This is a genomic window from Pseudomonas sp. P5_B3 (assembly GCF_056400405.1).
Window position 1 is genome coordinate 1 of record NZ_JBFULI010000090.1, and the last position, 12,361, is coordinate 12,361.

The following is a 12,361-nucleotide window of genomic DNA, read 5'->3' on the forward strand; positions in this document are numbered from 1 at the left end:
TCCCCGCACAACCGCCGGATTTACGCAGCCTGATCCTTGACCACAAGAGCTTCGCGATCTTTTGCTCGCTCGCCCTGATCGGCTTCGCCTTATATCCGGTTCTTGTCCATCGGCTCGCGGTTTCGATTCACGCTTCCTCCCCACACTCGGTCGCCCTCATGCAGTTGCGCTTCACTTCGTTCGCTGTGGTCAGCTTACGACGGGACTTTCACCCGCAAGATTGCGCCCATGCTGGGCGCACAAAAAAAGAGGCTCTTGAAGAGCCTCTTTTCTGTCGCGTCACAACTTACTGCGGCGTGCCGTGAACTACACCGGCAGTGTTGTCCAGCAGACTCTTGGTCGCGGTTTGCAGGAACGCTTCGAGCTTGAGCTTCAACTCAGCGGTACCCGGTGCATCCGCAATGATCTCGGCATGCGGCGTAGCGCCCATTTCGTACTGATACAACTTTGGCGCCATGTCCTTTTCCTTCGGCAGTACAAGGATCCGGTCGTCGCTGAGGATGGCCGTGGTCTGCTCGTTACCCGAAGGTTTGATCACACCAAAACCCTTATCGCCTTCAGGCAGGTTGAGCAGGTCGCGGCCCCAGCATTGCTGGCGAGTTTCGCCGCCCAGGCGGCCCATGATGGTCGGCACGACGTCGATCTGGGTGCCCACGGTGTGGTCACGCTGACCGAACTTTTCCTGGATGCCCGGCGCGATCATCAACATCGGCACGTTGAAGCGGCCCAGGTCCATTTCAGTGATTTGCTGTTCGTTGCCGAAACCGTGGTCACCGACGATGACGAACAGGGTTTCCTTGAAGTACGGCTCCTTGCGGGCCTTTTCAAAGAACTGGCCCAGCGCCCAGTCCGCGTAACGCATGGCGGTCAAGTGCTCGTTCAGGCTGCCGCGATTGGTCACCCGCTCGACCGGCAATGGCGTCGGCAAGGCGTAAGGCGTGTGGTTGGACAGGGTTTGCAGCAAGGCATAGAACGGTTTGCCGTTTTCCCGCGCCTTGAGCTCTTGCAGGCTGCGATCGAACATATCCTGGTCGGACACGCCCCATGTCGGGTCGGAGAACACCGGGTTAACGAAGTCGTTACGGCCGATGAAGTTGGTCATGCCCTGGTTGCTGAAGAAGCCCGACTGGTTGTCCCAGGCGAAATCACCGTTGTAGACATACACGTCGTCATAGTGACGGGCACTGAGCAACTGCGGCAGGCCAGACAGCTTGTGGCTGCCTTCCGGGGTCTGCATCAGGTATTCGAAACCCGGCAGGTTCGGGAAGCAACCCATGGTGGCGAACATACCCTGGTGGGTATGAGTACCGTTGGAGAAGAAGCGGTCGAACAGCAGGCCTTCCTTCGACAGCTTGTCGAGGTACGGCGTGATGTTGCCCGGCCCGCCCAAAGCCCCCACCGAGTGACCGGCCATGCTTTCCATCAGGATCACGACGACGTTCTTGATCGGCAGGGTCTTGTCGGTCGGCGGCGTGTAGTCACGACGTACGGCAGCCATGTCGGCGTCTACCAGTTTCTCGTCGGGCAGCACCAGCATGTCACGCACGACTTGCTGGGCTTGCTCTTGAGGCAGGGTGGCCTTCCAGATGTTGTCGCGTTCTTCGGACATCCGGCTTTTCGCTGCGGCAACCAGTTGCAGGGTGCCATTGAGGCCCAACTGGTTGGCGAAGTTCGAGTTGGTGGTGTAGACGTCACCCCAGCGCAATGGCGGGCCTTGACGCAGAGTGCCACGCGCGGCGACCACGCAAACCAGCAGGCACACCACGAATACCGCGATACGCGCGTACCAAGGCGCAACCTGGCGCGTGCCGATGCTGCCGCCACTGAACGGGCCACGGGGACGGGTCGCACGGTCGGCGCCCTTGAATGCCAGGCTCAGGATCCAGGTGCCCACGGCCCATGCCAACAGGTAACGGACCACCGGGAAACCGTACCAGAGCATGCTCATCACGGTTTTCGGATCTTCCTTGACGTACTGGAAGACCAGGCCGTTGAGACGCTGGTGGAACTCACGGTAGAAGTCCATCTCCATCAGGCCCAGGAACAGCGCAATGCTGGAGACGATCGTCAGCCACAGACGGAACAGCCCGCGTGCCGCCATGGCCCGGGCGCTGAACAATGCCAGCAGCAACGGAATGCTGAGATAGATCACCAGACGCAAGTCGAAACGCAGACCGTTGGCGAATGCCTCAAGGAAGGTCGAGGCCGGTGTGTCGAGGATCATCGAGCGGTTGTAAACCAGCAGCGCGACGCGCAGCAGGCTGAACATGACCATCATGACCAGGGCACACAACAGCGTGTAGGCCAGATGCGATTTGACGGTCGGTTGCAGCAGGCGACTAGAAGCTCGCTGCTGATTCAGGGCGTCCGGGATTGCCATGTCGTTTTAGGACCCATTGGAAGTTAAAGTTTCAAAAATACAGCTGCGCCTTGCCCTCTTTTCGGCCCGTACAAGGCCTGGGGTTTGCGCGGTGCGCAAATGTTGCACGATCAACGGCTGCATTGCCATTGATTACTACCCTCATCCCGACTGTTTCATCCTGCATTCAGGAATACGCAGCGTGCTGCGGGAGAGCCGGCGAATTGTCTTGGAGACGGGGTGAAAATTTCGTGCAACGCATATCCGGAAACAAATTAAAGCGCCCGCGTCCGTCAAAAACGCAAACGCCCCGAACCGGTCGGGGCGCTACGAAGTCACCTTGAAAGAACGACAGCGTTACTTCTCGGCGCGTTCCTTGAGGGCTTTCAAGGTATTGAACGGGGCATCCACCACAAACTTGTTGGCCACCAGCGACGGCACGCTGCCGCCGGGCTCGGTGTGCACCTGATAGGTCACTTCGACCTGGTCGCCCTTGGGCACGAACTTCCAGAAACCGGCGACCTTGGCGACCCGGACGAAGCCTTTTTCTTCAGGAATGTACTTCGGTACGCCTTCGAGCTTGCGGGTCAGGCTGCCATCGGCTCCTTCGAGGGTAGTGACGTGCAGCACCGAATCACGCGGAGTAACCGGCCACGGGGTGTTGAACTGAGTGTAGGTCCAGCTCTGGTCACCTTCGTGCTTGAGCAACTTCTGGGTTTTGCATTCGTGAATCCAGGCGCAGGCTCCGGACACGTCTTCCTGCAACGCGCGCAACTTGGCTATGGTGGTTTTCATCAGCGTGACGCCCTGGTAGGCCTTGTAGTCGGAGCCGGCCACTTCACTCAGGGAGATCTTGATGCCGTCTTCGTCTTTTTTGACTTTCCAGTCTTCGGCCCGGGCCGTCGAAGTAGCCAGCACAACCGTCAAACCACACAGCACAGCAATACGATGCAGCGAACCCATAGTCTTATTCCTTATTGTTGAAGTTCCGTACGTTGGGCTTGCACCTGCGATCACCTTCAGGTTTTTCGGAGGTGATCACAGGTGCAAGCCCACACATCACGCCGCCGTCATTTGCTCCCACCAGCCAATCAACCGGATCGCTTCTTCGCTGCTGCTTCCGCACACTTCGGGGTCGGCCTCGAAAGCAGAACACACCGCCGGCCGTTCCGGCTGGCCGAAAATATTGCACAGGTTATCGGAGGAAAGTTGCAGGCAACGCTCCCCTGCGGCTTTGCCGTTGGGCATTCCGGGAATCGGTGAACTGATGGAAGGGGCAATGCAACAAGCGCCACAGCCCTCACGGCATTTCATGACGACAAGCTCCTCGCGACGGGCAATGTGTAAAAGGACGGGGCACAGAGTACCTGCTAAAACAGTTGTTTTAAATTACCTGCGAGCGGGTTTTTCAATGCAAACGGGCATGACCGACCAGTCTCCGACAAAGCGTCTGGTCTGCGGCTCGCGGATCCGGACAGGATTACTGCTTGAACTCGAAGTCCAGTGCCGCGCCTTCGACCTCGCGACGCTCTTCATTGCGCAACTGCAGCTGCATTTCATTGGTGATCAGGCGGCCGTTGAGCTGGAACTGGCTGCTGCCGCTTTTGTCACCGAACATCTCGGGCAATAACGGTTCACGTCTGGTCAACGGTACCGTTCCTGCCGGCTTCAGTTCCTGGACCATATCCTTGGGCAAACTCAGGTCCAGCTTGGCGGATGGAAGTTCGGTCTTTACCACCTCGCTGGCCGATTTCGATTTGGAGGCGATGGGTGGACGCTTTTTCGCGGGCGTCGCCGTTTTTTGGACTGTCGAAGTTTTTTTTGCAGGTTCGGTTTTTATCGGTGCGACGTGGAAACTGCCGGTAGCCTGTTCCTGCTCGGTAGCGGCGACGGCGGATGCCGGCTGAATACTCGCAAACAGACAGAGCAATAGCCAGGCGGCAGGAAAAATCGGTTTCATGTATCCCACGGTGGGTGCAAGCGGCAGAGGCGCATATGCTCGCCTGTTGCAGCCCACAAGACAAGCGCGGTAGCAGCCTGTTACAAACCGCCTGCCATCTCCTGGCAGAGTTGCGTGGCCAGCATGCCCAGGGTCATCAATGCGCGCTCGGCTTCACGGTTCCACGGGATGCCGCAATTGAGGCGGATGCAGTGATTGAATTGCTCGGTATTACTGAAGATCAGTCCCGGCGCGATACTGATGCCCTGCTGCAATGCCCGCACGTGCAATTCTTGCGTGTTAACCCGCCCCGGCAGACTGACCCACAGAATGAAGCCACCGGTAGGCCGGGTCATCTGCGTGCCTTCCGGAAAATACTGCTGCACAGCCAGCTGGAAGGCACTGAGGTTTTTCCGGTATTCCTGACGGATGAAGCGCAAATGCCGGTCGTACCCGCCATTTTCCAGGTAAGCGGCGATGCCCATCTGGGTCACGCTGCACGCGGAATGCGTGCTGAAGGTCTGCAAGCGCTGGATTTCCTGCTGATACTTGCCGGCAATCATCCAGCCGATCCGCACACCAGGCGACAGGGTTTTAGAGAAGCTTGAGCAATAGATCACCCGGTCCAGCCGATCGTAGGCCTTGAGGGACTTGGTGCGCCCCTGTTCGAACATCAGCTCGCCGTAGATATCGTCTTCGACAATCTGGATATCGAAGTCCGACGCCAGGCGCAGCAATTGTTTCTGCCGCTCCTCCGGCATGGTGCCGCCCAATGGATTGCTCAGTCGCGTGGTCAGCACCAACGCCTTGATCGACCATTGGTTGGCCGCCAGTTGCAGGGCTTCCAGGCTCATGCCCGTGGCCGGATCGCTGGGGATCTCGATGACCTTGAGGCCCAACAGATCGGCCAGTTGCAGCAACCCGTAATAGGTCGGCGACTCGGCTGCAATCAGATCGCCCGGACGGGTCAGCACGCGCAAAGACATCTGCAGCGCATCGACGCAGCCGTGAGTGATCACCACTTCCGACGGATCGACCACCACGCCGGCATCGCGCATGCGGATCGCCACCTGACGGCGCAACGGCTCGAAACCAGGGCTGAACATGTAGCTGAAGGCCCGCGGGCTATGGAAACGGGTGACCTTGGCCAATTGCTGATGCAGTGCCCGCACCGGCAAATAGTCGACACTCGGCACCGCAGCGCCCAGCGGGAAGACACCTTCACGACGGGACTCGACCAGGACTTGCTGAATGATGCTGCTGCGGGTGACCAGGCCGGGGCGCTCGACCCGGGCGATGTCCGGCGTCGGTGCGGTGAGTGCCGGCGTCTGGTGCACGTAGTAACCCGACTGCGGCCGGGCGCGGATCAGCCCCTGATCCTCGAGATTGGCATATGCCTGCAACACCGTCGCATGGCTGACATTGAGCTGCGAGCTCATCTTGCGCACCGAAGGCACGCGCTCTCCCGGCTGATAGACCCCACGGCGGATGTCTTCGGCCAGTTGTTGAGCAATACGTTGATAGAGCAAAAGATTGGTCATGACGCAGCACTCGATTTCACGGGCATTTTATTCTTGTGTGAAACAATACCGGAACAGTTTAGAAGTGTACGGGGACAGTTGCCACAATAGTCGACCGTACAGTGCAGTGTCAGCAAAATCTGTACTGTTTTTTGCAGTAATCGGCGGACATAAAAAAAACCCGGCGCTGCATGGCAGGCCGGGTTTTCCAGCGACGCAACCCTTAGCGGGCAGCGCCGAGCTGGCCCTTTTCGTCGGAAAACACAATTTCCACCCGACGGTTCTGCGCACGGCCCCGTTCCGACGCATTCGCGTCCACCGGATACTCGTCGCCATAACCCTCGACCTGGATGCGCTTGTCGTCGATGCCCAGGTCCATCAGCACGTCAGCCACCGATTGTGCGCGGTCGCGGGACAGCTTGAGGTTTTCCTGCTTGCCCCCGGTACTGTCCGTATAACCTTCGATCCGCACCACACGCTTGGGGTTGAGTTGCAGGAACTGCACGATCTTCAACACCACACGATTGGCCGACGGTTTCAATTCTGCTTCGCCGGTGTCGAACAGCATGTCGCCCAAGGTCATCACCAGACCGCGGTCGGTCTGGCTGGTCGTCAATGCCAGGATCTGCTCCTCGAGCCATTTGCCTTGCTGCTGCACGCTGAACAGTTTGGATTCACGCAGTGCCAGTTGCAGGCGCTGCCGCTCCAGTTCAAGCTTCGCCGCTTGCTCTTCATTGAGCGCCTGATTGGTGTGTTCCCGGGCAATGGCGCTATAGCGTTGGCTCAGGTAGGCGTAATGCACCACGTCCGAACCGCTGCCCCAATAACTGGACAGGCGATCGGCACGGGCCAGGGACTCACCGGCGCGAATCACGTCCTTGGGGGCGATTCGCAGCACATTGGAGTCTTCCTTGACCTTCTGAAAGTCGGCGCCGGCCTGCTGCAATGCAGTCTCGCTGTGCTGGCTGGCGCAACCAAAGAGGCTCGCACAGCCTGCCAGGATCAAACCGCCGAGGGCTTTGCTCTTGAGGCTCATTCGGCATCTCCCAGTTGCTTTTGCAGGCGGGCGATGCGGGTGTTAAGCACGTTCAACTGTTCCTCGCTCTTGGCCGTCAACACCTTGGCTTCAGCCAGGCGCGCATCGAGTTCGGCCTGTTCGGCCCGCATGCGTGCGTTTTTGAAGGATTGATCGGTCATGTTGCCCTTGGCGCGATTGAACTTGTCTTCGGCCAGTTTCATTTCCGGCACATCGTCGGCGGTGGCGCCCACGGCCTTGGCCTGTTCGAGCGCCTGTTCGGTCAGGCGAATCTGTTCATTCGGCGCAGGATCGGTTGCACAACCCGCCAGGGCGGCAAAGGCCACGGCAGCGAAAAGAGGTCGAATACTCACTGAAAATCCTTACTGTTTTGGGGTACTGACGGGTTGTTGCGGGGGGATTGGCTGTGGTTGTGAGCGTTGTGCCTTCCATCGCTCGATATTGCGTATCAGCACGGCCTCCGTCAGTCCGGACGCGGGCAATTCTGTCATCTTTTTGGCCAACTGTCCGCGCAACCACGGATCGTTGCACGCCGAGTCATGGGAAATCGCCAGGTACAGGCCTGGCTTGTCGACCGGTTGCGAGCGCGCGACCAGATCACTGGCCATGCCCAGTGTCTGTGCGGTCGCCATGCCCGAGTAACGTCCTGCCAGTACAAACTCGACCTCGCCCAACAATAGTTTCTGAAAGGCCTGGGTCAGGCTGGACGTGCGCGTGAGGGTTAGCTGCTGTCCGGCAAACGTGCTGAATTGCGCGGTCAATCGGGCCTTTTCCGACACGGCACCGGAATGGCCGTGCAGATCTTGTGCTTCGTTATAGATCAGCGTCGAGTCCTTGCGTGTCCAGACCAGATAGTCGTTTTCCAGCACGGGTGGATGGATGTAATCCAGGGATTCCAGCTCACTGACGGTCAACGTCGCGTCCGCCAGCATGTCCATGCGCCCGCTGCGCACTTCGTCCAGGGCCTGGGCACGTTTGCCGGCATAAAGCAGTTCGACCTTGAGCCCCAACTCCCCCGCCACTTGCTGCAGCAAATCGGCGCTGGCACCGATCAGGTATTTGGGATTCTGCGGGTCTTGCCACAGGTACGGCGGTGCGTCCGGGCTGCCGGTGACCACCAGGCGTTCGCATTTGCCGGCAGCATTGGACAGTGCTGGAAATGTCGTCAAACCCAGTAGTAATGACCAGCCACATACACGACGCAAATCCATGGCAACACACTCCCGTTGAGATCGTTTATATCCCTGTAGGAGCGAGCCTGCTCGCGATGGTTTCAAATGCACCGCTTGTATCCAGGATCCCCGCGTCATCGTTAACGTCCATCGCGAGCAGGCTCGCTCCTACAGGGGACAAAGCCAAAAAAAAGCCCGACCAAAAGGCCGGGCTCTTTATAAGTGAAGCAGCCGGATTAGACCAGCTTCTCCAACTCAGGGATGGCTTCGAACAGGTCTGCCACCAGGCCGTAATCGGCCACCTGGAAGATCGGCGCTTCTTCGTCCTTGTTGATCGCAACGATCACTTTGGAGTCTTTCATGCCGGCCAGGTGCTGGATCGCGCCGGAGATACCGACGGCGATGTACAGCTGTGGCGCAACGATCTTGCCGGTCTGACCGACCTGCATGTCGTTGGGTACGAAACCTGCATCGACCGCGGCGCGCGATGCTCCGACGGCAGCGCCCAGCTTGTCGGCCAGGGCGTACAGGTGTTTGAAGTTGTCACCGTTCTGCATGCCACGGCCGCCGGAAACGACGATCTTGGCAGCGGTCAGTTCCGGACGATCGGACTTGGCCAGTTCTTCGCCAACGAAGCTGGAGATGCCAGCGTCGTGGGCAGCAGCAACAGCTTCAACGGCAGCGGAGCCACCTTCAGCTGCAACCGGATCGAAACCGGTGGCACGCACGGTGATCACCTTGACCGCAGCGTTCGATTGAACGGTAGCGATGGCGTTACCGGCGTAGATCGGACGCTTGAAGGTGTCGGCGCTTTCTACCGAGATGATCTCGGAGATCTGGTCAACGTCCAGTGCAGCGGCAACGCGCGGCAGGATGTTTTTGCCGTTGGAAGTAGCGGCAGCCAGGATGTGGCTGTAGCCCGCAGCCCCTGCTTCTTGAACGAGAGCAGCGACCAGCGGAGCAACGTTTTCCGGCAGCTGGTGCGCGTAGGCAGCGTTATCGGCTACCAGCACTTTAGCCACGCCAGCCACTTTCGCAGCGGCTTCAGCCACGGCGCCAGCGCCCTGGCCTGCAACCAGAACGTGGATGTCGCCACCGATTTTGGCAGCGGCAGCAACGGTGTTCAGCGTGGCCGGGGCCAGCACTTTGTTGTCGTGTTCAGCAATAACCAAGATAGTCATTTAGATTACCTTCGCTTCGTTTTTCAGTTTCTCGACCAGTTCAGCCACCGACTTGACCTTGATACCCGCGCTGCGTGCAGCAGGCGCTTCGACTTTCAGGGTCTTGTTGGTGGAGGCGGTGGAAACGCCCAAAGCGTCCGGAGTCAGCACTTCGAGAGGCTTCTTCTTGGCTTTCATGATGTTTGGCAGAGACGCATAACGCGGCTCGTTCAAACGCAGGTCGGTGGTGACGATGGCCGGCAGTTTCAGGGAAACCGTCTGCGCGCCGCCGTCGATTTCACGGGTCACGGCTACGCTGTCGCCGTTGATTTCGACTTTCGAAGCGAACGTGCCCTGACCGTAGCCGCTCAATGCAGCGAGCATCTGGCCAGTCTGGTTGTTGTCGCTGTCGATGGCCTGTTTGCCAAGGATCACCAGCTGAGGCTGTTCCTTGTCGACAACGGCCTTCAGCAGCTTGGCAACGGCCAGGGAAGTCAGGTCTTCGGCGGACTCGACGAGGATGGCACGGTCGGCACCCAGAGCCAGCGCGGTGCGCAGTTGCTCTTGAGCGGTGGACGGGCCTACGGAGACGACGACGATTTCAGTCGCAACACCCTTCTCTTTCAGGCGTACGGCTTCTTCCACGGCGATCTCGCAGAACGGGTTCATCGACATCTTGACGTTGGCAAGATCGACGCCGGAATTGTCCGCCTTGACGCGAACCTTGACGTTGTAATCCACAACGCGTTTGACAGCTACAAGAACCTTCATGGATTCCTCGTTACTCTCCGGTGAAAAGAAAGTCGCCTAGGCGAACCTGGCGGTTGATGCTCATCGGGCGCAAGGGCACCTCCAAAAACGCCGGCAAAGCTGTCAAGTGACCATCGCTCATGATCTGGATGACCGTCCGTCAGTGGTGACTGATGAGTCATTCAACATCGCGGCGTGTAAACTGCGCATCAACCCCGCGCAGCGCATCACTCTCTACTGCCATCGCCCTGTCTTTAGAGGTGCTCTTGAAACCAACAGTCAGCCTACGGCGAGCGCAAAACCGCCCGTATCTTGACCGGAACACCTATTCCGGTCAATACGCCAAAATGGCCGTTCATAAGCCGGGTGACTTTGATTTCTCTGGCTTTGAGCCATTTCAAACAAACGTTTGTATTGGACGCTGAGAGTGGTGTAGATATAATGCGCCACCAAAGAGAAAGGTGGTTAATCGATTGTCCTCTCCCGGCGCTGCGCAGGGATTCACGGATGCGACACCCGACTTCCAAATTAGAAAAAAAACTGTTGAGCCTTGAGTAGGAGATAGCCTGTGGAACGCGAATACATGGAATTCGACGTGGTCATCGTCGGTGCCGGCCCCGCTGGTCTTTCCGCCGCCTGCCGCTTGAAGCAGAAGGCCGCCGAAGCCGGTAAGGAAATCAGCGTCTGCGTGGTCGAAAAAGGCTCCGAAGTCGGTGCTCACATTCTGTCCGGTGCCGTGTTCGAACCACGGGCCCTGAACGAACTGTTCCCGAACTGGAAAGAACTCGGCGCGCCGCTGAATACGCCAGTCACCCGCGATGACATCTTCGTTCTGAAAAACGCCGACAGCGCGCAGAAAATTCCAGACTTCTTTGTGCCCAAGACCATGCACAACGAAGGCAACTACATCATCTCCCTGGGCAACCTGTGCCGCTGGCTGGCCCAGCAGGCCGAGAACCTGGGCGTGGAAATCTACCCGGGCTTCGCCGCCCAGGAAGCGCTGTTCGACGAGAACGGCGTGGTTCGCGGGATCATCACCGGCGACCTGGGCGTTGACCGCGAAGGCAATCCGAAAGAAGGCCTGTACACCCCGGGCATGGAGCTGCGCGCCAAGTACACGCTGTTCGCCGAAGGTTGCCGCGGCCATATCGGCAAGCAGCTGATCAAGCGCTTCAACCTCGACAGCGAAGCCGATGCCCAGCATTACGGCATTGGCCTGAAGGAAATCTGGGAAATCGACCCGGCCAAGCACCAGCCAGGCCTGGTGGTCCACACTGCCGGTTGGCCGCTGGACATCATGAGCACCGAGAACACCGGCGGCTCGTTCCTCTACCACCTGGAAAACAACCAGGTGGTGGTCGGCCTGATCGTCGATCTTTCCTACAGCAACACCTTCCTGTCGCCGTTCGATGAGTTCCAGCGCCTCAAGCATCACCCGGTGCTCAAGCAATACCTGGAAGGCGGCAAGCGCATCAGCTACGGCGCGCGTGCATTGGCCAAGGGTGGCATCAACTCGCTGCCGAAAATGGTCTTCAAGGGCGGTGCACTGATCGGTTGCGATCTGGGCACCATGAACGTGGCCAAGATCAAAGGCAGCCACACCGCGATGAAGTCCGGCATGCTCGCAGCTGAATCCGTGGCCGAGGCACTGTTCGCTGAAAAAGACGGCACCGAAGAGCTGACCACTTACGTCGACGCCTTCAAGCAGAGCTGGCTCTATGACGAACTGTTCGCCAGCCGCAATTTCGGCCCGGCGATGCACAAGTTCGGCCCGATCATCGGTGCCGGTTTCAACTGGCTCGATCAGAACATCTTCGGCGGCAAACTGCCGTTCACCCTGCACGACACCAAGCCGGATTACGCTTGCCTGAAGCTCGCGGCCGACTGCAAGAAGATCGACTACCCGAAACCGGACGGCAAGATCAGCTTCGACAAACTGAGCTCGGTGTTCATCTCCGGTACCAACCACGAAGAAGAGCAGCCGTGCCATCTCAAGCTGGCCGACCCGAGCATCCCGATCAGCAAGAACCTGCCGCTGTACGATGAGCCGGCACAGCGTTACTGCCCGGCCGGCGTGTACGAAGTGATCACCAAGGAAGACGGCGAGAAGCGCTTCCAGATCAACGCCCAGAACTGCGTTCACTGCAAGACCTGTGACATCAAGGATCCTGCACAGAACATCACCTGGGTGACGCCGGAAGGCTCTGGCGGCCCGACTTACCCGAACATGTAAGCCGAACCGCGAACATCAAGGCTCCCGAAATGGGGGCCTTTTTGTTGCCTGCGATTTGAGCCACACCACAAAACCACTGTAGGAGCGAGCCTGCTCGCGATGAGGGAGTGTCAGCCGCCGTCAATGTTTTCTGATGTACCGCTATCGCGAGCAGGCTCGCTCCTACAGTGGTTTTGTGGTGTGGCTCAAATC

12 protein-coding genes are annotated in these 12,361 nt (G+C 58.7%); 2 read left to right on the forward strand and 10 right to left on the reverse strand.

What is annotated here, in order from left to right; translation table 11 throughout:
- The coding region (locus AC1DRN_RS28945; RefSeq protein WP_477786883.1) for a hypothetical protein at nt 1-305 on the forward strand (305 nt) is incomplete at its 5' end.
- Here the strand turns inward: AC1DRN_RS28945 and AC1DRN_RS28950 are convergent.
- The 10 genes from AC1DRN_RS28950 to AC1DRN_RS28995 form a co-directional block, all read right to left on the reverse strand.
- A complete protein-coding gene (locus AC1DRN_RS28950; protein ID WP_223459534.1) occupies nt 287-2,380 on the reverse strand; it encodes an LTA synthase family protein in 2,094 nt (697 codons plus the stop codon). The two genes, AC1DRN_RS28945 and AC1DRN_RS28950, sit on opposite strands and share 19 nt — an antisense overlap.
- A 336-nt stretch (nt 2,381-2,716) precedes the next feature.
- Nucleotides 2,717-3,322, reverse strand: a complete 606-nt coding sequence (locus AC1DRN_RS28955; RefSeq protein WP_223459536.1) for an START domain-containing protein — start codon at nt 3,320-3,322, stop codon at nt 2,717-2,719.
- A gap of 96 nt (nt 3,323-3,418) precedes the next feature.
- The gene (locus AC1DRN_RS28960; RefSeq protein ID WP_108215386.1) at nt 3,419-3,673 is read right to left on the reverse strand and encodes a YkgJ family cysteine cluster protein; all 255 of its coding nucleotides are present in this window, start codon (nt 3,671-3,673) and stop codon (nt 3,419-3,421) included.
- A gap of 166 nt (nt 3,674-3,839) precedes the next feature.
- On the reverse strand, nt 3,840-4,319 hold the full coding sequence (locus AC1DRN_RS28965; protein ID WP_223459797.1) for a translation initiation factor 2: 480 nt from the start codon (nt 4,317-4,319) through the stop codon (nt 3,840-3,842).
- An 80-nt stretch (nt 4,320-4,399) separates the two neighbouring features.
- Nucleotides 4,400-5,839: an aminotransferase-like domain-containing protein gene (locus tag AC1DRN_RS28970; RefSeq protein WP_008050371.1), complete on the reverse strand. Its 1,440-nt coding sequence runs from the start codon at nt 5,837-5,839 to the stop codon at nt 4,400-4,402.
- Nucleotides 5,840-6,041: 202 nt separating this feature from the next.
- On the reverse strand, nt 6,042-6,854 hold the full coding sequence (locus tag AC1DRN_RS28975; RefSeq protein ID WP_223459538.1) for an OmpA family protein: 813 nt from the start codon (nt 6,852-6,854) through the stop codon (nt 6,042-6,044).
- Complete coding sequence (locus AC1DRN_RS28980; RefSeq protein ID WP_223459540.1) at nt 6,851-7,207, reverse strand: DUF4398 domain-containing protein; 357 nt, start codon at nt 7,205-7,207, stop codon at nt 6,851-6,853. Before AC1DRN_RS28980 ends, AC1DRN_RS28975 begins: the two co-directional genes overlap by 4 nt.
- A 9-nt stretch (nt 7,208-7,216) precedes the next feature.
- Nucleotides 7,217-8,065, reverse strand: coding sequence for a substrate-binding periplasmic protein (locus AC1DRN_RS28985; RefSeq protein ID WP_223459542.1), 849 nt, complete (start codon nt 8,063-8,065; stop codon nt 7,217-7,219).
- 197 nt (nt 8,066-8,262) lie between these two features.
- The gene (locus AC1DRN_RS28990; RefSeq protein WP_457266334.1) at nt 8,263-9,207 is read right to left on the reverse strand and encodes an electron transfer flavoprotein subunit alpha/FixB family protein; all 945 of its coding nucleotides are present in this window, start codon (nt 9,205-9,207) and stop codon (nt 8,263-8,265) included.
- Nucleotides 9,208-9,957, reverse strand: coding sequence for an electron transfer flavoprotein subunit beta/FixA family protein (locus tag AC1DRN_RS28995; protein ID WP_223459544.1), 750 nt, complete (start codon nt 9,955-9,957; stop codon nt 9,208-9,210).
- A gap of 547 nt (nt 9,958-10,504) precedes the next feature.
- Here AC1DRN_RS28995 and AC1DRN_RS29000 point away from each other — a divergent pair.
- Complete coding sequence (locus tag AC1DRN_RS29000) at nt 10,505-12,169, forward strand: electron transfer flavoprotein-ubiquinone oxidoreductase (protein WP_223459546.1); 1,665 nt, start codon at nt 10,505-10,507, stop codon at nt 12,167-12,169.
- The last annotated feature ends 192 nt before the right edge of the window (nt 12,170-12,361 follow it).

Coding starts and splice junctions, on each gene's coding strand:
- AC1DRN_RS28950 (WP_223459534.1), bottom strand. CDS start 2,380: ATGGCAATCCCGGACGCCCTGAATCAGCAGCGAGCTTCTAGTCGCCTG.
- AC1DRN_RS28955 (WP_223459536.1), bottom strand. CDS start 3,322: ATGGGTTCGCTGCATCGTATTGCTGTGCTGTGTGGTTTGACGGTTGTG.
- AC1DRN_RS28960 (WP_108215386.1), bottom strand. CDS start 3,673: ATGAAATGCCGTGAGGGCTGTGGCGCTTGTTGCATTGCCCCTTCCATC.
- AC1DRN_RS28965 (WP_223459797.1), bottom strand. CDS start 4,319: ATGAAACCGATTTTTCCTGCCGCCTGGCTATTGCTCTGTCTGTTTGCG.
- AC1DRN_RS28970 (WP_008050371.1), bottom strand. CDS start 5,839: ATGACCAATCTTTTGCTCTATCAACGTATTGCTCAACAACTGGCCGAA.
- AC1DRN_RS28975 (WP_223459538.1), bottom strand. CDS start 6,854: ATGAGCCTCAAGAGCAAAGCCCTCGGCGGTTTGATCCTGGCAGGCTGT.
- AC1DRN_RS28985 (WP_223459542.1), bottom strand. CDS start 8,065: ATGGATTTGCGTCGTGTATGTGGCTGGTCATTACTACTGGGTTTGACG.
- AC1DRN_RS28990 (WP_457266334.1), bottom strand. CDS start 9,207: ATGACTATCTTGGTTATTGCTGAACACGACAACAAAGTGCTGGCCCCG.
- AC1DRN_RS28995 (WP_223459544.1), bottom strand. CDS start 9,957: ATGAAGGTTCTTGTAGCTGTCAAACGCGTTGTGGATTACAACGTCAAG.